Raw genomic sequence first — 22,221 nt, forward strand, 5'->3', positions numbered from 1 at the left:
GCAGGTTCCCCGAAGGCCGGCGATCAGCCGCGGATGTTCGAAAGCCGCAGCTGCCGCGCCCGGGTGAGGATGGCGTTCTCGATGTCGGTCTCGGTCTGCCCCGCAGAGGCCGAATCGACCCAGCCTCCGGCCGCGTCGCGCACCTGCTTGAACACCGCCACGTTCAGGCCGTCCGCGCGCAGGCGGGCGTCGAGGATGTAGACCGTGCACTTGAAGCGTTCGTCCGGCTTCTCGGGGTTCACGTACCAGTCGGTGATGACCACGCCGCCGTAGGGGTCTGCGGAGGCCAGCGGCATGAAGGCCAGGGTGTCGAGAGTGGCGCGCCAGAGGTAGCCGTTCACCCCGATCGCCGGGGTGTCGCCGCCCTTGGAGCCTTTGCCGCCGCCGAACAGGTGGAAGCCGCCGCCGCCGGACTCCTGGGTCTGGAACACCCGGGGGCCGCCGTGCGAGCAGCCGGCCAGCGCCGCCAGGCTCGCCGCCACGCCAGCCGTCAGAATCCGACGCGTCCAGAGAGCACGCACGAAGGGCATATTGTTCCGCTCCAACTCGAGTTTCAGTCCCGTTGCGTCGGCGCCGAGCCGCCCTTTAGGCCGCCCTTTAGGCCGCCCTCTATAACAAGGTGGTGAACGGCGCCAATGCGGAATCGCGTGGCTCCGCCGCCACAGGGGGTGGAGAACTTTTCGGTGAAGGACCGGTTAACCCATTGTCACGGTTGACCGGTCCCCCGTCGGGCCTCTAATCCCCGCTGACACGCGGCTCCGCAGGAGGGAGGTGCGCAAGTGGGGCTTAGGGGCCATATCTAGGTCATGTCGGGCTGGAAGCTCATTTCGCTGATCGGCGTCGCCGCCTTAGCCGGGCTTGCGACGACGGCGGCCCACGCCGACCCGGTCAAGTCCAAGTCCATCGACTTCACCGTGCACACGGACACGCCGGCCATCGCCCCCCAGGGCACGAAGTCCCTGCAGTGGGACGCCCGTCGCGGCCGCTGGGGTCTGACCTTCAACATGGATCAGCCGAACAGCCGCGAGATGCAGCTGAACGATGTGCAGGCCGGCGCCTATTTCCGCATTACCCCCAGCCTGCGCGTCGGCGGCGCCGTTGCCCTGGGCGAAAGGGAACGGCCATCGGGTTACAAGAAGACCCAGCCGGAAGACGGCCAGCCGCGCGTGCGGCTTGAGACCGCCCTCAAGTTCTAGGGGTTTCGACCCCCTCCACCGTCGCCAGCCCGACCAGGCCCGCGTCCAGCAGACGCCGGGCCGTTTTGTCGTTGACGCCGCCCAGAGCGTAGAGCGGCGTGGGAAGCCGCCGGGCGAGGCGGGAAAGCGCCATGGCCCCCAAAGGCGCCCCGGCCGATGGGCTGCGGCTCGGAAAAGCCGTGGAGATCACCACCGCGTCGGCGCCGAGGCGGGCGACCCTCTGAGCGGCGCGCGGTCCGTGCGCCGCCGCCGTGACGACCCAGCCGGGCCGGGCCGCTTTCAGCCGCCGCGCGTGGTGCGCCAGGCGCTGCGGCAGATGCACGCCGTCGGCGCCGAGGGCCGCGGCGAGCCTCGCGTCCGCGCCGACGATCAGTTTCAGCCGGCGTCGCCGGGCGACGGCGCGCAGGCGCAGGCCGCGCTGAAGGGCGTCGGCCGCTCCGAAAGCGCGGAAGATGATCGCCGAGCCGCGGGGCAGGGCCTCGGCCTGCCGCTCGGGCTCGGGGGTGCGTGCGGGGTCGGTGAAGAACAGCAGCGCCGGCAGGGGCTTTCGCCCGCGGGCCCGCCGCCCTAAGCAGGCGGCCGTCCGCACCATCGTCCAGTAGCCGCCCAGAATGACCGCCTCTCCTTCCGATCCCGCCCAGGCCTATGCCGACGTGCTCGCCCGGATCGCGCGGGCCGTCCGCGACGCCGGCCGCGCAGCGGGCGATGTGACGCTGGTCGCGGTCTCGAAGCAACAGCCCTGGGCCCGGATCGCCCCGGTGCTGGCCGCGGGCCAGCGCGTGTTCGGCGAGAACCGGGTGCAGGAAGCCAGGAGCCGCTGGGAGGATCCGGTCCACGCCGCTGCGGCGGGGCCGGGGCGTGCGCTGCATCTGATCGGCCCGCTGCAGACCAACAAGGCCCGCGAGGCGGTAGGCGTCTTCGACGTCGTCGAGACCCTGGACCGGGAGCGGCTGGCCCGCGCCCTCGCCGACGAGATCCAGGCCCAGGGGCGCAGCCCCAGGCTCTATGTCCAGGTGAACACCGGCGAGGAGCTGCAGAAGGCCGGCGTGGCGCCTGCCGCGGCCGACGCCTTCCTGGCCGCCTGCCGCGGACCCTACGGGCTTCAGATCGAAGGGCTGATGTGCATCCCCCCGGCTGGCGAGCCCGCCGGCCCGCACTTCGCCCTGCTGGGCAAGATCGCGGCGCGCAACGGGCTCTCGCGCCTGTCCATGGGGATGAGCGGCGACTTCGAGACGGCGATCCGCCTGGGGGCCACCAGCGTGCGCGTGGGCTCGGCGGTGTTCGGCGACCGCTAGCTAGGCCTCGGCGATGGCGATGGCCGAGCCCGGACCGGCCAGGAGCAGCAGCTCCAGCATGTCGGCCCGGGACAGCGCCACGCAGCCCTGGGTGGGCGGAAAGCCCGGTCTGGCCAGGTGCAGGAAGATGGCCGAGCCCCGCCCCGGGAGCGGCGGGTCGTCGTTGTGGCCCAGGATCGCCACCAGGTCGTAGGCTTCGTCCTCGCGCCACATGGCCTCGGCGCTGGCGGGATACGGCAGGGTGACCGGGCGATTGTAGGCGGAGTCGTCCGGCGCGTCGCACCAGCCGTCGCTGGGCGTGATGGGGGCCAGGGGCAGCTCGGTGGGCGGCGCCGGCCCCCTGTCCGGCCGGTAGAGCACCCGGCGGATCGGCCAGACGCCCAGCGGCGACCTGCCGTCGCCCTCGCGCTTTTCGGCGGCGGCGACCACGCCCGCGGGTCCCAGGGCGCAGCGGGTGAGGCGCCCGCCCAGATCGAAGACGCCGTCGGGTCTGGCGGTGAAGATCAAGGCGGCGCTCGCAAATCTTTTGCCCGGAAGGCCCTTCCCGGTGCATGGTCCGACCCATGGCTCAACGCAAGACTCTCCTCATCGTCGACGACGACGCGGACCTTCGCAGCGCACTGGCCGAGCAACTCCAGAGCGAAGAATTCGCCGCCATCGAGGCGGCCGACGCCCGCGAAGGCGTGCGCCTGGCGCAGGAGGCCCGCCCGGACCTCATTCTGCTGGACATCGACCTGCCCGACATGAACGGCCGCGAGGCGTGCCGGCAGATGCGCAAGGTCGGGGTGGCGGCGCCGGTGATCATGTTGACCGCCGCCCTGTCGGACGCCGACACCATCGAAGGCCTCGACGCCGGCGCCAACGACTACGTCACCAAGCCGTTCAAGTTCGCCGTGCTGCTGGCCCGCATCCGCGCGCAGCTCCGCAGCCACGAGCAGTCGGAAGGCGCGGTGTTCCGCCTGGGCGTCTACGAGTTCCGGCCCTCTGCCAAGATGCTGGTGGACGACAGCCAGCGGAAAATCCGGCTGACGGAGAAGGAAACCAACATTCTGAAGTACCTCTACCGGGCGGGGGAGAAGCCCGTCAGCCGGGAGGAGCTGCTGGCCGAGGTGTGGGGCTACAACGCCGGCGTGACCACCCACACCCTGGAGACCCACGTCTACCGCCTGCGCCAGAAGATCGAGCCGGACCCGTCGAACGCGCGGCTGCTGCTGACCGAGGCCGGCGGCTACCGGTTGGCGCCGTAAGCTACAGCGCCAGATCGGCCGTCACCGGGGCGTGGTCGCTGGGCCGCGTCCAGGCGCGGACGCCCTCGTGCACCTGCGAGACCGCGCCGCCGGTGCGGAACGCCGCGTCGCGCAGGCCGGGCGTCACCAGGATATGATCCAGCCGCAGGCCGCGCCCCGAAGCGCGGAAGTCGGCGGCCCGGTAGCTCCACCACGAGGGCAGCTTCTGGGGCTCGGGCGTCGCCGCGCGCGGCAGGTCGATGAAGTCGAGGGAGGCCCGCAGCGCCAGCATGGCCTCCACCTCCACCGGCGTGTGGCTGACGACCTTGGACATGTAGCGATGGTTCCAGACGTCATGCTCGCCGGGCGCCACGTTGAGGTCGCCCACGATGGCCAGCGGCGCCTTGCGGTCGCGCCGCCCCATCTCGGTGGTGAGCTTCTCGAAGAAGTCGAGCTTGTGGTCGAACTTGGCGTTGAGCGCCCGGTCGGGCACGTCGCCGCCGGCCGGGATGTAGAAGTTCTGGACCTCGACGCCCGCCACCGTGGCCGCGACGCAGCGGGCGTGTCCCTCGCGGCAGACGCTCAGGCCCGGCGCGTCCTCCAGCGGCAGCCGCGAGGCGATGGCCACCCCGTGCCAGCCTTTCTGGCCGGCGACCTTCAGGTGCGGCAGGCCCATCTCGGCGAAGGCCTCGCGCGGGAACTCGCCCTCGCGGCACTTGATCTCCTGCAGGCACAGGACGTCCGGCGCCTGCTCGGCCACGAAGCGGGCGACCTGCTCGATCCGCAGGCGGACGGAATTGACGTTCCAGGTGCAGAGTCGAAGGCGCATGGGGCTCCGGGGGAGGACTGACGGGCGGAAAAAACATAAAAAACGCCCGGGCACTGGAGAAGGCCCGGGCGTTGAAGTCTTTCATGCCGCCGCCGGGAGGGGATAGTTCCGGCACGGAATACGTCGGCGCCAGCGCCAACGCGATGAGTGGCATTCTTGCAACGAGGATAAGAATAGTCAAACAGAATCGTCACCAAGGCTTGCCTGTGGCCAGATTGTCACGTCTTCCCGCGCCCGGGATTCTTCGGGCGCGGGTCCTTCAGGACGAACAGGCCGGGGTCGAGGCCGGAGACGGGCTGCAGGCCGCTGAGGCGGATCGTGGTCTGGCCCTGGGCGTCGGCGACGGTCCAGCCCACCAGCGTCATGGGGGCCCCGAGGAAGGTCAGCGTGATCTGCCCCTCCGCCTGTTTCGTCCCGTCGCGGGCGGTGATGGAGAAGCCGTCGGAGAGCCGCGTCACCCGGGTCACCACCACGCCGCGGTCGAGCCGGATGCGCTTGGCCAGGAACAGCGAGAGCGGCGTCGCCATCAGCGGATAGCTGTCGAAGGTCTTCAGCCGGCTGTTCTGGATGGAGACGGCGCCGCCGTCGGACACCACCAGCAGGCCGGAGGGCGGGTCATAGGCGAAGCGGGCCTTGCCCGGGCGCTTCAGGTAGAGCGACCCTTGCGTCGCCGCGCCGCGGGCGTCGATCTGCACGAACCGGCCCTTGGCCTCGGCCAGGCCCTCCAGGTAGTCGGTCGCCTTCTGGACCAGCGCCTTGTCCTGCGGCGGCAGCGCGGGCGCCGGAGCGGCAAGCGCGGGGGCCGCCAGGGCGAAGAGGCCGCCGGCCAGCAAGGCCCTGCGGGTAGGCGGGAAAAGGCTCATGCAGGTCTCCGCGGATCGCACTACGCCTAACGCAGGCGCGCGGCGGGATTTGGGCGCGCCGGAGCGCGGCCGCAAGCCCGCGGGATGGACCCTAGGGCGGCGACCCGGCCAGGATCTCGCGCTTGCCGGCGTGGTTGGCGGCGGAGACGACGCCCTCGCGCTCCATCCGCTCGATGAGCGAGGCGGCCCGGTTGTAGCCGATCTGCAGGCGGCGCTGGACGTAGCTGGTGGAGGCCTTGCCGTCGCGGGTGACCACGGCCACGGCCTGGTCGTAGAGGTCGTTTCCCCCGCCCTCGCCGCCGCCGGAGCCCGGGTCGCCGGCCTCGCCCTCTTCGTCGCCGCCCGCCGTGACCTCTTCGAGGTACTGCGGGATTCCCTGCTCGCGTAGGAACTTGGCCACGGTCTCCACCTCCTCGTCGGAGACGAAGGGCCCGTGCAGGCGGGTGATGCGGCCGCCGCCGGCCATGTAGAGCTGGTCGCCCTGGCCCAGCAGCTGCTCGGCGCCCTGTTCGCCCAGGATCGTGCGGCATTTGAAGTCGCAGGGCATGCCGGAATACCTCGAAGAGGTGACGACGGCCGAGGAGGAAGAGGGCGAGGACGGCGCGGTGTTCGACGCAACCGGCATGGGGATGGCCGAAGGCGGCGACCTCTACAGCCAAGCCGTCGCGGTGGTGAAGCGCGACCGCAAGGCCTCGACCTCCTACATTCAGCGCCGCCTCCAGATCGGCTACAATCGCGCCGCCACGCTGATGGAGCGCATGGAGCAGGAAGGCATCGTCGGCCAGGCAAACCATGCCGGCAAGCGCGAGATCCTGGTGCCCGAAGAGGGCGATTTCGAGCGGTAAGTACCCCGTCATTCCGGGGCGCCCGCCGAAGCCCGCAGGGCGGAGGCGGACGAACCCGGAATCCAATGCAAATGACGGTGTATCGTTTCTGGATTCCGGGTTCGCTGGTCGCCCTTCGGACGACCAGCGCCCCGGAATGACGGAGCAAATTAATCCTCGCTCCACGCGAATCAGCGCATGATTCGCGGGTCGCGAAATAGCCACAGGCGGGCCCTATAGCGCGACTGCGGGGCGGATGGGACGGGTGGAGCGGAGACTGAAATGGCGGGATTTCCCAAGGCGCGAAACGGCCGTGCTGCGGCTTTGGCCGTGGTGCTTGCATGCCTGACCGCAGCGCCTGCCTTGGCTGATGCGGATGTCCCGCTGCCGCGTCCGCGGCCGCACGCGCATCATCGCTTCACCACCGGCTCGATCTCGACGCCGACGATCATTCCCCCGGAGGCTCTGCGCGCCCGTGCTCAGGCGACGACAGGGCAAACGCAGCAGGCACAAGTCCAGGCGCCTAATCCGATCACCAATCCCTTCGCCGCGCTGCTCGGCCGGCCGGGCTCGACCACCGCGCTCAATCCCGAGCAGCGGGCGGTCATCGACAAAGTCAACAACTACCTGTCCAGCGTGCAGACCTTGTCGGGCAATTTTGTCCAGGTCGGGCCCGACGGCGGCCGCACCAAGGGGACGTTCTTTATCTCCAAGCCCGGCAAGGTGCGCTTCGAATACGACAACCCGAGCCCGATCGAGCTGATCGCCGACGGCCAGTCCGTCGTCGTGCGCGACCGTAATCTCGCGACCCAGGACGTCTATCCGCTGTCGCAGACGCCGCTGCGCTTCCTATTGTCCGACAAAGTCGACCTGATGCGCGACACGAACCTGGTCGCGGTCTATGCCGACGATGTCTTCATCACCGTGGTGGTCGAAGAAAAGACCGCGCTGATCGGCACCAGCCGGCTGATGATCATGTTCAGCGCCAAGGACATGCAGCTCAAGCAATGGACGGTGACAGACCCCCAGGGCTACGACACCACCGTCGCCGTGTACAATCTCGACACGAGCAAGAAGCCCGACCCGGGCATGTTCAGGATCGACTACACGAACTATCACAATTGAAATCCGTCATTCCGGGACGGCCCGCAGGGCCGGGCCCGGAATCCATACTCCGCAGCGCTGCGGCGTATGGATTCCGGGCTCGCTCGCTGATGCTCGCGCCCCGGACGGTGTTTTGCACAGCCGCCGCTATGTCGTGGAAAAGGGCCGCCTGACCGCTTAAATTACGGCCATGCCGCTGAAGATCACCACCTGGAACATCAACTCCGTCCGCCTGCGCATCGACCTGGTCGCCAAGTTCATCAAGAGCGCGCGTCCCGACGTGCTCTGCCTGCAAGAGACCAAATGCCCGGACGACGCCTTCCCGCTCAAGCGCTTCAAGCGGCTCGGCTACGAGCACGTCGCGCTCAACGGGCAGAAGGGCTATCACGGCGTCGCGGTGGTCTCGCGCGTACCGTTCGAAAGCTTCCAGTTCGAGAATTTCTGCGGCAAGACCGACTGCCGCCACATGTCGGTGGTGCTCGGCGAGCGCGCCGGCCTCAAAGACCCGATCACGCTGCATAATTTCTACGTGCCAGCCGGCGGCGACGAGCCGGATCCCGAGATCAATCCGAAATTCGAGCACAAGCTCTCATTCCTCGACGAGATGCGTGCGCATGCCGACTTGAAGCCGGCCAAGAACGAGCGCGCCATTCTCGTCGGCGACCTCAACGTGGCGCCGCTCGAGCACGACGTCTGGAGCCACAAGCAGATGATCAGAGTCGTGTCGCACACGCCGATCGAATGCGAGAAGCTCACCGCCGCGCAGAAGGCCGGCGCATGGATCGACACCATGCGTGTGCATACGCCGGAGCCGGAGAAGCTCTACACATGGTGGAGCTATCGCGCGATGGACAACTGGCGCACTGCCGACCGCGGCCGCCGGCTCGATCACGTGTGGACTTCGGACGCGCTCGCCGGCCAGATCTCGAAGATCAAGATCGCAAAAGACTATCGCGGCGCCGAACGTCCCTCCGACCACGTGCCCGTAACGGCGACGGTGGAAGTTTAGAGAAACGCCTGTCATGGCCGGGCTTGTCCCGGCCATCCCGCTTAGGGGCGCAGTGCCCTCCTAAGCGAGATCACCGGGTCACGCCGCTTCGCGGCGGCCCGGTGATGACAACCAAGCTACTTCGTTTCCCCCGCGTCCAGCTTCCGGCGCACCGTGCCGAGTTCGCGCGTCCAGGTCTGCAAGCGGGCGGTCATGATGCCGCGCAGCTTCTCGGCCGCGGCGGGATAGCCTTCCAGCATCTTGCGAAAGAGATGGCGCGGAATGCGGATGACCACCGTCGGCTCCTTGGCGATGGCGGTGGCGGGGCACACCATGTCGGTGAGCAGTGCCAGTTCGCCGACCAGCGTGCCGGGGCCGACCGTGTATTCCTTGCCTTCCGAGAACGTGCCCGGCTCCATCAACAGCGAGCCTTCCTGCACAAGGTAGCCGCCGTCGGCGAGTTCGCCGGCATAGAAAAGGACTGCGCCGCCCGGCAGATTGCGCGTCTCCGCGCCGATCGCCAGCACCTGCAGGGCCTGCCGCCCGAGGGCCGCGAAGGTCGGCACCCGCTCGAAGATGGCGATTTCGTCTTCGAGATTCATTGCGCGCTCGTCATTCCGGGGCGTCCGCCGGAGCCCATCGAGCGACGGCGGATGGGCCCGGAATCCATACTCCGCAGCGCTGCGGAATATGGATTCCGGGCCCGCCCGCTGCGCTCGCTTCCCGGAATGACAGCTGTGATTCTCACGGCACCAGCTTGTAGCCGCCGGCTTCCGTCACCAGGATCTGCGGCATGGCCGCGTCCTTTTCCACCTTCTGCCGCAGCCGGTAGATGTGGGTCTCCAGCGTATGGGTGGTGACGCCGGAATTATAGCCCCACACTTCCTGCAACAGAGTCTCGCGCGACACCGGCTTCTGCCCGGCGCGGTAGAGATAGCGCAGGATGGCGGTTTCCTTTTCCGTCAGCCGCACTTTGCTGCCCTTGGGATTGAGCAGGATCTTCGAGCTTGGCCGAAAGGTATAGGGGCCGATGGTGAAGACGGCGTCCTCGCTCGCCTCGTGCTGACGGAGCTGCGCGCGGATGCGCGCCAGCAGCACGGCGAACCGGAAGGGCTTGCTGACATAGTCGTTCGCACCCGACTCCAGCCCGAGGATGGTGTCGCTGTCGGTGTCATGCCCGGTGAGCATGATGATCGGCGCCTTGAACCCGTTCTTGCGCAGAATGCGCACCGCTTCGCGCCCGTCGACGTCGGGCAGGCCGACGTCCATGATCACCAGGTCGACCTGACCGTTCTTGGCGATCTGCACGCCCTTGGTGCCGCTGTCGACGGAGATCGCCTCGAACTCCTCGTGCAGCGCCAATTGCTCGACCAGCGCTTCGCGCAGTTCGGTGTCGTCGTCGACAATCAGAATGATCCGCTTATTGGCCATCGTTCTAAAGGCCCCTTCGGCGCCGCCGCGGCGCCTTATGCACTAGCTATACTCGGGGTTCGGAAATCTCAAAGGTAACCGGAGCCCTCACTACCATTTCACGCGATGTACAATCTTTTCCAAAAGCCGCTTTTCGAGCCCCATGCCATTCTCGCGAAGTAGAACATTCGGGGCTAAAAGAGCAAGCGAGAACTGATATTTAGGGGGCCTCGCTGAACTTTCCAGGACCACTCTGATGCGAAAGCGCGCCCTGTCACGCGTGACGGTCCGCCGTAAGCCGGGCGATCACCGGCGCGGCTGGCTCACGGCTGGGCCATTGGCCTTGCCCGTGGCGCTCGGGCGCGGCGGCATCATCGCCAACAAGCGCGAGGGGGACGGCGGTACTCCGCGGGGCGCCTTCCGTCCGAAGCGGCTCTGGTGGCGCGGCGAGCGCCACCGCCGTCCGGCTACCTCATTGCCAGTGCAGCGGATTCGCCTTGATGACGGCTGGTGCGAGGACCCTGCGGACCGGCATTACAATCGGCCGGTGAAGGTGCCGCCCGGGAGCAAAGCCGACCGCCTCGCCCGCACCGACGGCCTCTACGACTTCATCGTCGAGATCGACCACAACACCCGACCACGCGTGGCCGGCCGCGGTAGCGCGGTATTCATCCATGTCGCGCGGTCCGGCTTTGCCCCGACGGCCGGGTGCGTCGCGCTGACCACCAGCGCTCTGCGCCATCTGCTGGCACGCCTCGGTCCGCGGACGCGGATCGTCATCGAATAGCCGTGCCGTAAAAAGCGGCATCACCAGCCCCTGTCGCGCCCCGTGTTTTATTGACAGCGCGGATCGCGAGGCATAAGTGCGACTTTCGTTCGCAAAACTCTGTCAGCAGGCTCTGTCGCTGCGAACAACACATCACAGGACACTATGGATACCGGCTCTAGCCGCTGCACGACGGCCATTGTTTCGGCTCGCCGTGCAGGCCAACACATCAACCGGATCGATCTTGGCGCAGCCCGCCGGGAGAGGAAGGCTCTGACGTAACGGTCCTTAGCTCTTCGCTCACCCCGAGGCCGGCCAGGACCGGCCATATGGAGGTGAGCCATGAAGCTCGCATTCGTAAACGCTTCAATTGTCCGCCTCGACGCCGTTCGCGGCGTCGCGCTTCGCAGCCGCTCCGCGGCGAACATCCCGCTTCGCACAGCGTCCGACCGTCCGCGCAAGGCCCGGCACAGTGCCGGCCGCCTCGCGGCGCACTGGCATGTCTCGCCCGAGACCGGCCGGGTCGAGTGCCGCTGGTCGGTGGAAGAAGCGCCGGCCGACGACTCCTTATGTCGCCATGTCGTTCGATCACGCTCCGCGCAAGCGGACCGTGATCGCGCGGCCTAGGTCGGATTGTCGAGGCTGAACGTGCCGGACCTGTCGTCGTAAGCGAAAGCTTCGGCGAAACGCCCCCAGCCGACGACGGCCCGCAACGTCTGCTCCGCGCCGTCAGTCGCCATGTGGTCCTCGAGCTCGTCGAGGAACCGGCTCTTCGGGGCCTTGTGGTTGGCGCGTTCCTGCAGCACGCGGTGGATGTGCGCAGCCAAGGGCACGTAGGTCATGAGCTGCCGCTGGAAGAGCCGCTTGCGGTCGTCGACGCCGGATTCAGCGAACTGCTTGCCGGTGTCGGTCAACTTGATGTCGCCGCCTTCGACTTCAGCGAAACGGAACAGTTGCAGGGTTTCGGCGACGGGAAAGAGATCGTCCACTTCCATCTGCAAGGCGCTGGCGATCACCGGCAGATCAGCTTTGCCATCGTAGGGCGCGCCGGCAACCGCCTCGATCAGGCCGGCCATTGTGTTGGCCGACACGCGCGGCAGAACCATCTCGATGCCCATGCCGGCGAAGCGATCCGGCGCAGCGCGTTGGGGCACGGCGGGGCGCGCGGTCATCGCGACGTAGATGCGTTCGACCAGATCGCGGAAGGCCGGCTCGAGACGGCTGCGCGGCTGCGGCAGATCGACCTTGATCTCCTCGATGATGTGACCCGGATTTCTCGAAAAGACGAGAATGCGGTCGCACATCAGCACCGCCTCCTCGATGTTGTGCGTCACCAGCAGCACCCCTTTGATCGGCAGCTTGCCTTCGATCCAGAGATCGAGAAAGTCGGTGCGCAGCGTCTCCGCGGTGAGGACATCGAGCGCGGAGAACGGCTCATCCATCAGCAAAATGTTCGGATGCACGACCAGCGCACGGGCAAAGCCGACGCGCTGACGCATGCCGCCGGACAATTCGCGCGGATAGGCCGACTCGTAGCCGTCGAGGCCGATCAGATCGATGCCCGCGAGCGCGCGCTGGCGAATTTCTGCTTCCGGCAGACCGAGCGCCTCGAGTCCAAGCTGCACGTTCTCCAGCACCGTCAACCAGGGAAACAAAGCAAAGCTCTGGAACACCATGGCGATTCCGGCCGCCGGCCCGACCACCGGCTGGCCGCGATAAGTGAGGCTGCCTTGAGTCGGCCGCGCCAGCCCGGCGATCAGACGCAACAGCGTCGATTTTCCCGAGCCCGAGCGGCCGAGCAGACTGACGATCTCGCCGTCCTTGAGCGTCAGATTGATGTCGTTGAGGACGAGGAGGTCTTCGCCGTCGGGCTTGGGAAAGGCTTGGCAGCAGGACTGGATGTGGAGCAGGGCGTCAGTCATGGCTCATGTCCTCTCATCCCAGCCGGAATTTTCGCTCGGCGTACCAATACAGCGGCCGCCAGAAGAGGCGATTGACGATGACCACGTAAAAACTCATCACCGCGATCCCGAGCACGATGCGCGGGAAATCACCGGCCGTCGTCGCATCCACGATATAGGCGCCGAGACCGCTCGCTTGAAGCCGCGTGCTGCCCCAGCTCGCCACCTCGGCGACGATGCTCGCGTTCCAGGAGCCGCCCGATGCTGTGATGGCGCCGGTCACGTAATATGGAAACACCGCCGGCAGCGCGATCTTCTTCCACCATAGCCAACCGCGCACCTGGAGATTGGTGCCGACGTCGCGCATCTCCGACGGGATCGCAGAGGCGCCGGCGATCACGTTGAAGAGGATGTACCACTGCGTGCCGAGGATCATCAGCGGGCTGAGCCAGATGTTGGGATTGAGGCTGAGCACGACGATCGCCGACACCGCGATCGGAAAGAGGACGTTGGCCGGAAACGCCGCGAGGAATTGCGCGACCGGCTGAATGAACTGGGCGAGCCGCGGCCGCGTTCCCACCATGACGCCGATCGGCACCCAGACCACGGTGGCAAGCGCAATCAGGACGATCACCCGCGTCAGCGTCGCGAGCCCGAGGAGCAGCGCCGTGCCTGCGCCCTGCGGCGAGATGTTGGTGGAAACGAACACGCCCACCCGCCACAGAGCGAGCAGCGCCAGCGCGGCAACCACGCCATTCCACAGCCAGTCGACGATGCGGGAGCGGCGCCCGGACGGCTTGGCGACGATGTCGCGACGGCCAACGAGCGACCAGCGAAACGTCAGGCGCCAGAGGCGCGATAGCGGCTCGGTCAAGACCGCGACAGCGCGCGAGCCGCGCATCACGTCGAGCACCCATGACTTCGGCGGCCGAACGCCGACCTGCTGCTCGAAGCGAAATCGGTCGGCCCAGGCGACCAGCGGGCGAAACAGCAATTGGTCGTACAGCAGGATGACCACCAGCATTGCGACGATGGCCCAGCAGACCGCGCCGAGATTCCTCTGCTCGATCGCCAGCGCGATGTACGAGCCGATGCCCGGTAGCGTCACTGTGGTGTTGCCGACGCTGATCGCCTCGGACGCCACCACGAAGAACCAGCTTCCGGACATGGAGACCATCATGTTCCAGATGAGCTGTGGCATGGCGAAGGGCACTTCGACGCGCCAGAAGCGCATCCAGCCCGACAGCCTGAATGTACGCGATGCCTCCACAAGCTCGACCGGCACGGTGCGCAGCGACTGGTAGAAGCTGAACGCCATGTTCCAGGCTTGACTGGTGAAGATCGCGAAGACGGCGGCGAACTCCGCGCCCAGCACCCGGCCGGGCGCGAGCGACATGAAGAACACCACCGTCACCGAAATGAATCCGAGGATCGGTACCGACTGCAGGATGTCGAGCAGCGGCACCAGAAGGACTTCGGCGCGGCGGCTCTTGGCCGCGATCGTCGCGTAAGTGAATGTGAAGATCAGCGAGAACGCCAGCGCCACGAACATGCGCAAGGTCGTGCGCACCGCGTATTCCGGCAGGTTTCCCGGCGTCAGCGAGACAGGCGCGACCTGCAATTCGGCAAGCGGCTGCAACAGATGGCGGCTGGCCTCGGCAAGAAAGACCAACAGTCCAAGTGTCAGCAGAACGGCAAGCGCGTCCCAGCGTGTGAGACTGCGCGCACCCTGTCCGACGGAAATGGGAATGGTGCCGCGCATGCTTCGGCACTCCACCTGGAGCTTGCTGTTTTCGGGGGCTGAGGCCGCCGCGCCTGCGACGAATTAAGCCCGATTGTCGGAATTCCAGTCGCTCGCCACCCAAACCCAACGCTTAGTCTGGCCCTTCCAGCGCCGCAAGCTCGTTGTGAGCAATAAAGAATATTTCTGAACGGTAAGTCCGATCTAACTTGGCTACCCACCGTTAATTATGACAGCAGCCTGACAGCCGCGGGCGCGGAAATAACCGACGCATTAACGCTGATGGAATGTAGGACGGCGATACTGGCCACTCACGGGCCGCCGCACTCTTGGGGCAGGCCACCGCGGGCCAGCTTGTATGATCGTCTCACGACCTCTCGACTCCTCCATCCCAACGCGTCCATCGTCTGAACAGATTGGCCGTGTTGCCGCTGTCACCGGCGCCACCGCCAGCGTGGAGCTAACCGCGCGCGGCTTGGGCAACGACAATGCCACCGTCGGCAAGTTCATCGGACTGACGACGCCGAAGGCGCTGATCATCGGCCTCGTCACCGAGGTCGGCGAGGATCAGGTTTCCGGAACGGGCGCGGGCGCGGGGTTGCGCAAGATCGCGCGGCTCGACCTCATCGGCGAACTCAGCGGCACCGGCCGCTTCCAGCGCGGCGTCACCGAATATCCCAACATCGGCGATGCGGCGTCGCTTCTGGGCGAGCGCGAGTTGCGCCTGGTCTACGGGGCCGCCGACTCCGACCACGCACATGTCGGCGACCTGCAGCAGAATCCCAATATCGGCGTGCACATCGACATCGACCATCTGGTGAGCCGCCACTTCGCCATTCTCGGCGCCACCGGCGTCGGCAAATCGAGTGGCGTCGCCATCATCCTGCAGAAGATCCTCGATACGCGGCCGAACCTGCGCATCTTCCTGGTCGATCCGCACAACGAATACAGCCGCTGCTTCGGCGACAAGGCGCAGGTGCTGACGCCCCGCAATTTGCGCCTGCCGTTCTGGCTGTTCAATTTCGAGGAGACGATCGACGCCTTCTTCGGCGGCCGCCCCGGCGTCGACGAGGAAGTCGAGATCCTCTCCGAAGTCATCCCGCTGGCCAAGGCCGCCTATCTGCAATACCGCGCCAACGGCAACGACCGCCTGCTCGCCAAGCGGCGCGATCCGCGCGACGTCGGCTTCACAGCCGACACGCCGGTGCCCTACCGCATCGAAGACCTGATCAATCTGCTCGACGAGCGCATGGGCAAGCTTGAGAACCGCTCATCGCGCATGATCTATCACAAGCTGATCTCGCGCATTCAGACCTTCCGCAATCACCCGCGCTACGCCTTCATGTTCGAGAACGCGAACATCGGCGGCGACACCATGGGCGAGATCCTCGGCGCGCTATTCCGGCTGCCGCCGGACGGCAAGCCGATGACGATCATGCAGCTCGCCGGCTTCCCCGCCGAGGTCGTGGATTCGGTCGTGTCGGTGCTCTGCCGCATGGCTTTCGACTTCGGCCTGTGGAGCGATGGCGTCGCTCCCTTGCTGTTCGTCTGCGAGGAGGCCCACCGCTACGCGCCCGCCGACAAGAAGATCGGCTTCGGCCCGACCCGCCGCGCGCTCTCGCGCATCGCCAAGGAAGGCCGCAAATACGGCGTCTTCTTAGGGCTGGTCACGCAGCGGCCGGCGGAGATCGATCCGACCATCATCTCGCAGTGCTCGACTTTGTTTGTCATGCGCCTGTCGAACGACCGCGACCAGGCGCTGATCCGCTCGGCCGTGTCGGACGCGGCGGCGAACCTGCTGTCGTTCATCCCGTCGCTCGGCACGCGCGAAGTGTTCACGTTCGGCTCCGGCGTGGCGCTGCCGACGCGCATGCGCTTCAAGGAATTGCCGGCCGAGCGGCGTCCGAACAGCGAGGCTTCCGGCAATACGCGCTCAGACGGCGGCGCGCATGTCGGCCGCGATCTCTTGAGCTCGGTCATCGATCGCTGGCGCTCGGCGACGATGAGCCACCGCATGAGCGACGAAGAATACGCCGATTACGGTGCGTCATCCGAAGCGCCGCCGCTGCAGCCCTCAGCCCCCCAGGCTCCGGCCTATCAGCCCACGCCGCTGCAACCGGCGCCGGCCGCGCAGCCGAGCGCCCTGCGTTCGAGCATTCTGAAGAAGCCGCTCGACGCGAATTCATTGGGCAGTGCGCCCACCAACCCTACCGGCTATCCGCCACGGTTCAGGTAGGCTGAAGCCTCTCGATTCTTCGGCCGATCAGGATTTGAAAAACGTGCCCCGATCTCTCTTCCCCTCTCCCCCCAGGGGAGGGGGGAAGAGAGCCCATGGCGACGACCGGAAATTACTTCACACCCACCACATCGATGAGTGCCGACATGCCGCCGTGGCCGAGGCCCTCATTGATGACCGCCTCATAAAAGCGGATATCGAGCGAGGAGAAATCGGCGAAAGCCTGCTCCAGAATCTCACGCGTATAGAGATTCTCGATCTTCGATGGGCCGCCGGTCTTGTACTCGAGCTGCTTCGGCGTGTAGCCCTCGAGCAGTAAGAGCCCGCCCGGCTTCAGTGTCCTTTTGATGCCGGTAAAGATCGTCTCGCGCTCCGGCGGCGTGGCGAACTGGAAAAAGATCGCCGCCACGACGTCGAACGTATTCGGCGGGTAGCTCCAATTGATCACGTCGGCCTGCTCGACGCGCAGCGTCACGCCGCGCTCCTGCGCCAGCTTGCGCGCCTTCTCTTGTGCGTTCGGCGAGAAATCGAGCGACAGCACGTCGAGGCCCTGCTCGGCGAGGAAGACGCCGTTGCGGCCCTCGCCATCGGCGATCGCCAGCGCGGTATGCCCTTTGCGCAACAGATGCGCCTGCGATTTAAGAAACGCGTTCGGCGCCGTGCCGAACCGGTACTCCTCGCCCGCGAAACGCTCCTGCCAGTGGTCGAAATCAGATTGAGTCACGATGCACCTCCTCAACCTCTCGCCCCAAAAATCGCGCTGCCGACGCGCACATGCGTGGCGCCCATGGCGATGGCGGTCGTGAAATCCGCGCTCATGCCCATCGACAGCAACTCCAACCCATTGCACCTGGCGATGTTGGCGGTGAGCGCGAAATGCGGCCCCGGCGCCTCGTCCGCCGGTGGTATGCACATCAGCCCTGAGATCGTCAGCCCGTAATTCACCCGGCAATCGACAATGAACTGATCGGCGTATTGCGGCAGCACGCCGGCCTTCTGCGGCTCGGCGCCGGTGTTGATCTGCGCGAACAGAGTCGGCTGACGGCCCTGTTTGGCGATTTCCTTCGCGAGTTCTTCGCACAGGCTGGGGCGATCAACCGAATGGATCGCGTCGAACAGCGCCACGGCCTCCCTGGCCTTGTTCGATTGCAGCGGCCCGATCAGGTGCAGCGCGATCCCCGGATGCTTTTCGATCAGCGCCGGCCACTTTGCCTTCGCCTCTTGCACGCGGTTTTCGCCGAACACGCGCTGGCCGCCGGCAATCACCGGCTCGATCGCCTCGGCCGGAAACGTCTTTGACACTGCGACAAGCGTCACGCCGGCGGGGTCGCGACCGGCATCACGGCAACCGCGCGCGATCTCGGCGCGGACGGTATCGAGGCCGGTAATTTGAGTATCAGCCGAGGTCATCGAGAGGCCCCTCGATTGTCATCGCCGGGCTTGTCCCGGCGATCCCGCTTAGGGACGCACAGTGCCTACCTAAGCGAGGTGGCCGGGACAAGCCCGGCCACGACAAGCCCCATCAAATAAACGGCCGTGGCCGCCGCGGCGTCACGTTATCGCCGGCGATCTCGACCAGCGCGTTGCGGTCGACGACCTCGAACACGCGGTCCTTCCAGCGCACCGCCTGCGACGCCATCAGCCGCTTCAAGGTCTTGTTCGTATGCACCAGCGACATGCCGAGCGTATCCGCCAGATGCTGCTGCGTGAAGGGAAACTGGATCGTGTTGTTCTTCACCAGGCCCGCCTCCTCCGCGCGCACGAACAGATGCAAGAGCAGATAGGCGGTGCGCTCAAGCGCGGTGCGGCGGCCGAGGCTGACGAGATTCTCGTCGATGAGCTGCTCCTCGCGGGCGGCGAGCCAGGTGATATCGAAGGCGAGCGACGGGAAACGGCTGTAGAGATCCCACAGCTTCGCGCGCGGGAATACGCACAAAACCAGCGGTGTGAGCGCCTCGACCGAATGGTCCATCTCGTTCATCAACGAGCCCTGCAGGCCGACCATGTCGGCAGGCAGCGCATAATTGAGGATCTGGCGGCGGCCGTCGTCCAGCATCTTGTAGCGGAAGGCCCAGCCGTTGAGCACGGTATAGAGGTGCTCATTGCGGGTGCCTTCGCGCAGAAAGCTTGCGCCGGGATCGACGCGCAGTTCGTCGACCTTGAATTGTTTCACGAAGGACAATTCGTCAGCGTCAAACTCACGCAAATTCGACTGCTTGCGCAGCGGGCAAAGTTCGCACGGCGTGATTTGGCCGTTCGAGCGGCCTTGACCGACGATCATGCAGGCTCCGCTGCGCGCCGAGGAGAGCGGCTTGCGCGCTAGATGATGAGGCACACGGCAATATCTCTAACGCATGAATTCGTATTCCGACCAATGCCTTGCACCGGTCCCATGAATTCGCGCGCGATATGTCATTTTTAAATGCCGCCCGACTCAATTCGTTGCAGAAGGAAGAGTTCCCATTGCTGGAACGTCGGCAGGAGATGGTTGTGGCGGAATTCGAAGGTTCGGTTGCAGGCAAGCGCTTCCTTGTGTTGGACGATGAATTCCTGATCGCTCTGGATATCCAGCAAACCTTGGAATCGGCGGGCGCCGCCGACGTTTTGTGTATCGCGCACGCCGACGGTGCTCTGAAAGAACTGCGCAACGGCTCCGCGTTCGATTGCGCGATCCTCGATGTCAAACTCGGCGACCGGCAGCAGAACAGTCTGACCGTGGCAAATCTGCTGACGCAACGCGGCACGCCATTCATCTTCCTCACCGGCATGCGCGGCGAATATCTGCATACAAAGGAATTTCCCGCAGCGCCGGTGGTCGAGAAGCCTTACGACCCGGACGCGCTGATGGCCGCGCTGCGCAAGGCCATGGCGGGGAAGTAGGCCCACGTAACACCAGAGGTGATTGTATAACGCCGCCCCCTCGCCTCATATTCGGACGAGAGGAGCGACCCACATGAGCGCGTACTGCTGCGGCCACACGGCAAAATTCGACGGCCTCTCCGCCGACTACAAGCGGCGGCTCTGGCTGGTCATCGCCATCAACGCCGCGATATTCGCGGTCGAGATCGGCGCCGGCGCGCTGTCCGGCTCGCAGGCGCTTCAAGCCGACGCGCTCGACTTCCTCGCCGACTCGATGACCAACGGCATGAGCCTTGCCGTCATCGGCCTCTCGGCACAGACCCGCGCCACGGTTGCGCTCGCCAAGGCGGCCAGCCTGACCGGCATGGCGCTGTGGGTGCTCGGCTCGACGGCCTACCATGTGCTGGTGCTCGGCGTTCCTCACGCCGAAATCATGGGTGCGGTCGGCGTCCTCGCGCTCGCCGCGAATCTCGCGAGCGTGCTAATCCTGGTCCGCTACAAGGACGGCGACGCCAACGTCCGCTCGGTCTGGCTCTGCTCGCGCAACGACGCCATCGGCAATGTCGCCGTCATGCTTGCCGCCGGCGCTGTCTGGCTGACCGGCACCAAGTGGCCGGACCTCATCGTCGCCGCGCTGATGGCCGGGCTGTTCCTGACCTCGTCGACGCAGATCCTGCGGCAGTCGCTGCACGAGATACGGCATCGGCATCCTGCGCCTGCGGAGTAGTTTCCGCATCTTTTGCTGCGCTCAAAAGTGCAGCATATTTTCCGATTCGCACGCTTGGCGATTCGACCAAGTGTGTATCCCACCACCTCTTTTCTCATGCTGCAGTGCGACATAAATGGCGGACTGGCGCCGCCGGGCGTCATTCGCCAGGCGCGGGCCGTCGGTCAGCGCTGTCCCATGCCCTTTTCGGTTCACGAGCTCATGGCCGCCGCACAGCCCAATTCCCGTTCCAGCCGCCTGCCCCTGTTTGCCCTCGCACTCGCCTCCTTCGGCATCGGCACCACCGAATTCGTCATCATGGGGCTGCTGCCGGATGTCGCCAGCGACCTCCAGGTGACGATCCCGACCGCCGGCCTGCTGGTCACCGGCTATGCGCTCAGCGTCGCCTTCGGCTCGCCCTTCCTCGCGGTGGCGACCGCGAAGATGGACCGGCACAAAGCGCTGCTGGTCCTGGTCGGCGTCTTCATTCTCGGCAACGTGCTCTGCGCGCTGGCGCCGTCCTATTGGCTGCTGATGGGCGCTCGCATCGTCACGGCCCTGTGCCACGGCGCCTTCTTCGGCCTCGGCTCCGTCGTCGCCGCCTCGCTGGTGCCGCCGAACAAGAAGGCGCAGGCGATCGCCATGATGTTCGCAGGCCTCACGGTGGCGAACGTGCTCGGCGTGCCCTTCGGCACCGCGCTCGGCAACGCCTTCGGCTGGCGCGACACCTTCTGGGCCGTAGCCGTGATCGGCTGCATTGCCGCGGCGGCGCTGGCGATCTGGCTGCCGCGCGACATCCCGGTGCCGCAGATGCGGCTCATGCAGGAGGCGCGCTCGCTCGCCAACAAGCAGGTGATCCTCGCCATGATCATCAGCGTGCTGGCCTCGGCGAGCCTGTTCAGCGTCTACACCTACATCGCGCCGATCCTCCTGAACGTGACGCGGATCTCGTCCCACGCGGTGACGCTGATGCTGCTCTTGTTCGGCGCCGGCCTGACGCTCGGCAACTACATCGGCGGCCGCCTCGGCGACTGGAAGCTGATGCCCTCGGTGATCGCGATTTTCATTGTACTGGTGCCGACGGTCGCGCTCTTCACCTACACCAGCGCCTGGGTCACCGCCGCCGCCGCGACCATCTTCATCTGGGGCATTCTCGTCTTCGCGCTGGTCTCGCCGCTGCAGATGCGCGTGGTCAACGAGGCCTCGCAGGCCCCCAATCTCGCCGCCACGCTCAACCAGGGCGCCTTCAACCTCGGCAATGCTACCGGCGCCTGGATCGGCGAGGTGGTGCTCACGCAAGGCATGCCCTACGGCCAGCTCCCCTGGATCGGCGCCGCCATCGCCACCGCCGCGCTGGCGCTCACCATCCTCTCGTTCCGGTTGGACGCGCGGGCACCAGTGCCGGCGCCGGTGTATGTGAAGCGGTAAGGCCAAAAGCGTTCGGAATATCGAGCTAATTTGACGACCTGATATTCTGGCTATAATCTGGCCAGAATGCCGTTCGCCATTATATTGGCTCCGGAAGCGGTCGAGGACCTGAAGCATCTGAAGGCCAATATCCGAAGCACGGTACGAGACGCTCTCGAAGCGCACCTAAGGCACGAACCGATCAAGACAAGTCGCAGCCGGATCAAACGGCTTCGCAGCCTTTCGCGGCCACAATACAGACTTCGTGTCGGGGATGTGCGCGTCTTCTACGACGTTTCCGCCCAGACCATTGAGGTGCTGGCGATCGTTACGAAATCAGAGGCTGAATCATGGCTGGCACAGTTCGGAAAACCGGAATGAAGGAAATTCCACTGTCCGAAATGAAGGACGATTTATCCCGTTTCCTGCGCGAAGCGGAAAAGGAGGAAATCGTCATCACCCGGCACGGCAAGCCGGCTGGCGTGCTCATTGGATTTGCCTCGGAAGACGACTGGTTCGAATACCGCCTGCAGAACGACCCTCGTTTCCTTCGCCGGATCGAAGAGGCCCGCAAGAGCCTGCGGGCTGGCCGCGGCACGCGCCTGGAGGACCTATAGGCTCCTCGGCAGCCGCCCTCCCCGTTGACCCCTCAGCCCTTTCATGCGACCACCCGGCGCCTGAAAAAGAGCCGGAAATGACCGCCGATTCGAGCAAAAACGAGCGTTATAACGCCCGCGAGGCCGAGACCCGTTGGCAGAAGGCCTGGGACGCCCAGGGCATCTTCGCCACGAAGAACGACGACCCGCGCCCGAAATACTACGTCCTGGAGATGTTCCCCTACCCGTCGGGGCGCATCCATATGGGCCACGT

At 66.0% G+C, this 22,221-nt stretch carries 26 protein-coding genes and 2 pseudogenes; 15 read left to right on the forward strand and 13 right to left on the reverse strand.

Annotation, left to right across the window (positions count from 1 at the left end):
- Positions 1 to 23 precede the first annotated feature (23 nt).
- A complete protein-coding gene (locus VGL30_RS10595; RefSeq protein ID WP_414694975.1) occupies positions 24 to 530 on the reverse strand; it encodes a DUF3576 domain-containing protein in 507 nt (168 codons plus the stop codon).
- Positions 531 to 806: 276 nt separating this feature from the next.
- Between VGL30_RS10595 and VGL30_RS10600 the strand changes: the two genes are divergently transcribed.
- Positions 807 to 1,196: an NtrZ family periplasmic regulatory protein gene (locus VGL30_RS10600; protein WP_331539683.1), complete on the forward strand. Its 390-nt coding sequence runs from the start codon at positions 807 to 809 to the stop codon at positions 1,194 to 1,196.
- On the opposite strand, the gene VGL30_RS10605 is transcribed toward VGL30_RS10600, so the two are convergent.
- Positions 1,186 to 1,788: a thiamine phosphate synthase gene (locus tag VGL30_RS10605; RefSeq protein WP_331539685.1), complete on the reverse strand. Its 603-nt coding sequence runs from the start codon at positions 1,786 to 1,788 to the stop codon at positions 1,186 to 1,188. The two genes, VGL30_RS10600 and VGL30_RS10605, sit on opposite strands and share 11 nt — an antisense overlap.
- Positions 1,789 to 1,807: 19 nt before the next feature.
- Between VGL30_RS10605 and VGL30_RS10610 the strand changes: the two genes are divergently transcribed.
- The gene (locus VGL30_RS10610) at positions 1,808 to 2,491 is read left to right on the forward strand and encodes a YggS family pyridoxal phosphate-dependent enzyme (protein ID WP_331539687.1); all 684 of its coding nucleotides are present in this window, start codon (positions 1,808 to 1,810) and stop codon (positions 2,489 to 2,491) included.
- On the opposite strand, the gene VGL30_RS10615 is transcribed toward VGL30_RS10610, so the two are convergent.
- Positions 2,492 to 2,998: a L,D-transpeptidase family protein gene (locus tag VGL30_RS10615; RefSeq protein WP_331539689.1), complete on the reverse strand. Its 507-nt coding sequence runs from the start codon at positions 2,996 to 2,998 to the stop codon at positions 2,492 to 2,494.
- A 56-nt stretch (positions 2,999 to 3,054) separates the two neighbouring features.
- Between VGL30_RS10615 and VGL30_RS10620 the strand changes: the two genes are divergently transcribed.
- Positions 3,055 to 3,738, forward strand: coding sequence for a response regulator transcription factor (locus VGL30_RS10620; protein ID WP_331539691.1), 684 nt, complete (start codon positions 3,055 to 3,057; stop codon positions 3,736 to 3,738).
- Position 3,739: 1 nt separating this feature from the next.
- Here the strand turns inward: VGL30_RS10620 and VGL30_RS10625 are convergent, their stop codons facing one another.
- From VGL30_RS10625 to VGL30_RS10635, 3 genes and pseudogenes are all read right to left on the reverse strand, one after another.
- Complete coding sequence (locus VGL30_RS10625; RefSeq protein WP_331539693.1) at positions 3,740 to 4,546, reverse strand: exodeoxyribonuclease III; 807 nt, start codon at positions 4,544 to 4,546, stop codon at positions 3,740 to 3,742.
- A gap of 218 nt (positions 4,547 to 4,764) precedes the next feature.
- Positions 4,765 to 5,409, reverse strand: coding sequence for a LolA family protein (locus VGL30_RS10630; protein ID WP_331539695.1), 645 nt, complete (start codon positions 5,407 to 5,409; stop codon positions 4,765 to 4,767).
- Between the two features lie 91 nt (positions 5,410 to 5,500).
- A pseudogene (locus VGL30_RS10635) lies at positions 5,501 to 5,935 on the reverse strand (DNA translocase FtsK); the annotation flags it as partial.
- Between VGL30_RS10635 and VGL30_RS10640 the strand changes: the two are divergent.
- The 3 genes and pseudogenes from VGL30_RS10640 to VGL30_RS10650 form a co-directional block, all read left to right on the forward strand.
- A pseudogene (locus VGL30_RS10640) lies at positions 5,928 to 6,254 on the forward strand (DNA translocase FtsK); the annotation flags it as partial. The pseudogenes VGL30_RS10635 and VGL30_RS10640 overlap by 8 nt on opposite strands.
- Positions 6,255 to 6,515: 261 nt before the next feature.
- The gene (locus VGL30_RS10645; RefSeq protein ID WP_331539697.1) at positions 6,516 to 7,358 is read left to right on the forward strand and encodes an outer membrane lipoprotein carrier protein LolA; all 843 of its coding nucleotides are present in this window, start codon (positions 6,516 to 6,518) and stop codon (positions 7,356 to 7,358) included.
- 169 nt (positions 7,359 to 7,527) lie between these two features.
- Positions 7,528 to 8,346 (forward strand): exodeoxyribonuclease III, encoded by an 819-nt coding sequence (locus VGL30_RS10650; protein WP_331539699.1) that lies wholly within the window; start codon positions 7,528 to 7,530, stop codon positions 8,344 to 8,346.
- 116 nt (positions 8,347 to 8,462) lie between these two features.
- Here the strand turns inward: VGL30_RS10650 and VGL30_RS10655 are convergent, their stop codons facing one another.
- Entirely contained in the window at positions 8,463 to 8,927 is a 465-nt protein-coding gene (locus VGL30_RS10655; protein WP_331539701.1) for a Crp/Fnr family transcriptional regulator, read from the reverse strand.
- 142 nt (positions 8,928 to 9,069) lie between these two features.
- Positions 9,070 to 9,756, reverse strand: coding sequence for a response regulator transcription factor (locus VGL30_RS10660; protein ID WP_331539703.1), 687 nt, complete (start codon positions 9,754 to 9,756; stop codon positions 9,070 to 9,072).
- A gap of 235 nt (positions 9,757 to 9,991) precedes the next feature.
- On the opposite strand from VGL30_RS10660, the gene VGL30_RS10665 reads away from it, so the two are divergent.
- Together VGL30_RS10665 and VGL30_RS10670 are read left to right on the forward strand one after the other, a co-directional pair.
- Positions 9,992 to 10,522: a L,D-transpeptidase family protein gene (locus tag VGL30_RS10665; protein ID WP_331539705.1), complete on the forward strand. Its 531-nt coding sequence runs from the start codon at positions 9,992 to 9,994 to the stop codon at positions 10,520 to 10,522.
- Positions 10,523 to 10,843: 321 nt separating this feature from the next.
- A complete protein-coding gene (locus tag VGL30_RS10670; protein ID WP_331539707.1) occupies positions 10,844 to 11,128 on the forward strand; it encodes a hypothetical protein in 285 nt (94 codons plus the stop codon).
- Here VGL30_RS10670 and VGL30_RS10675 read toward each other — a convergent pair.
- Both VGL30_RS10675 and VGL30_RS10680 read right to left on the reverse strand, forming a co-directional pair.
- Positions 11,125 to 12,423 carry a nitrate/sulfonate/bicarbonate ABC transporter ATP-binding protein gene (locus VGL30_RS10675; RefSeq protein ID WP_331539709.1) on the reverse strand — a complete coding sequence of 433 codons (1,299 nt, stop codon included), beginning with the start codon at positions 12,421 to 12,423 and terminating at the stop codon, positions 11,125 to 11,127. The two genes, VGL30_RS10670 and VGL30_RS10675, sit on opposite strands and share 4 nt — an antisense overlap.
- A gap of 13 nt (positions 12,424 to 12,436) precedes the next feature.
- Positions 12,437 to 14,164, reverse strand: coding sequence for an ABC transporter permease subunit (locus VGL30_RS10680; protein ID WP_331539711.1), 1,728 nt, complete (start codon positions 14,162 to 14,164; stop codon positions 12,437 to 12,439).
- A gap of 454 nt (positions 14,165 to 14,618) precedes the next feature.
- Between VGL30_RS10680 and VGL30_RS10685 the strand changes: the two genes are divergently transcribed.
- Entirely contained in the window at positions 14,619 to 16,379 is a 1,761-nt protein-coding gene (locus VGL30_RS10685; protein WP_331539713.1) for an ATP-binding protein, read from the forward strand.
- A gap of 112 nt (positions 16,380 to 16,491) precedes the next feature.
- On the opposite strand, the gene VGL30_RS10690 is transcribed toward VGL30_RS10685, so the two are convergent.
- The 3 genes from VGL30_RS10690 to VGL30_RS10700 form a co-directional block, all read right to left on the reverse strand.
- Positions 16,492 to 17,103: a class I SAM-dependent methyltransferase gene (locus VGL30_RS10690; RefSeq protein WP_331539715.1), complete on the reverse strand. Its 612-nt coding sequence runs from the start codon at positions 17,101 to 17,103 to the stop codon at positions 16,492 to 16,494.
- Between the two features lie 11 nt (positions 17,104 to 17,114).
- Positions 17,115 to 17,789: a YggS family pyridoxal phosphate-dependent enzyme gene (locus VGL30_RS10695; protein ID WP_331539717.1), complete on the reverse strand. Its 675-nt coding sequence runs from the start codon at positions 17,787 to 17,789 to the stop codon at positions 17,115 to 17,117.
- Between the two features lie 112 nt (positions 17,790 to 17,901).
- A complete protein-coding gene (locus VGL30_RS10700) occupies positions 17,902 to 18,660 on the reverse strand; it encodes a Crp/Fnr family transcriptional regulator (protein ID WP_331539719.1) in 759 nt (252 codons plus the stop codon).
- Positions 18,661 to 18,758: 98 nt separating this feature from the next.
- Between VGL30_RS10700 and VGL30_RS10705 the strand changes: the two genes are divergently transcribed.
- The 6 genes from VGL30_RS10705 to VGL30_RS10730 form a co-directional block, all read left to right on the forward strand.
- Complete coding sequence (locus VGL30_RS10705; RefSeq protein ID WP_331539721.1) at positions 18,759 to 19,259, forward strand: response regulator; 501 nt, start codon at positions 18,759 to 18,761, stop codon at positions 19,257 to 19,259.
- A 73-nt stretch (positions 19,260 to 19,332) separates the two neighbouring features.
- A complete protein-coding gene (locus tag VGL30_RS10710) occupies positions 19,333 to 19,965 on the forward strand; it encodes a cation transporter (protein WP_331539723.1) in 633 nt (210 codons plus the stop codon).
- Between the two features lie 72 nt (positions 19,966 to 20,037).
- Positions 20,038 to 21,372, forward strand: a complete 1,335-nt coding sequence (locus tag VGL30_RS10715) for an MFS transporter (protein WP_331539725.1) — start codon at positions 20,038 to 20,040, stop codon at positions 21,370 to 21,372.
- A 66-nt stretch (positions 21,373 to 21,438) separates the two neighbouring features.
- Positions 21,439 to 21,732 (forward strand): type II toxin-antitoxin system RelE family toxin, encoded by a 294-nt coding sequence (locus VGL30_RS10720; RefSeq protein WP_331539727.1) that lies wholly within the window; start codon positions 21,439 to 21,441, stop codon positions 21,730 to 21,732.
- A complete protein-coding gene (locus VGL30_RS10725) occupies positions 21,729 to 21,968 on the forward strand; it encodes a type II toxin-antitoxin system Phd/YefM family antitoxin (RefSeq protein WP_331539729.1) in 240 nt (79 codons plus the stop codon). Before VGL30_RS10720 ends, VGL30_RS10725 begins: the two co-directional genes overlap by 4 nt.
- Before the next feature lie 77 nt (positions 21,969 to 22,045).
- Positions 22,046 to 22,221: hypothetical protein (locus tag VGL30_RS10730; RefSeq protein WP_331539737.1), on the forward strand; the 176-nt coding region annotated here is incomplete at its 3' end.

Source organism: Phenylobacterium sp. (assembly GCF_036502675.1).
GTDB lineage: Bacteria > Pseudomonadota > Alphaproteobacteria > Caulobacterales > Caulobacteraceae > Phenylobacterium.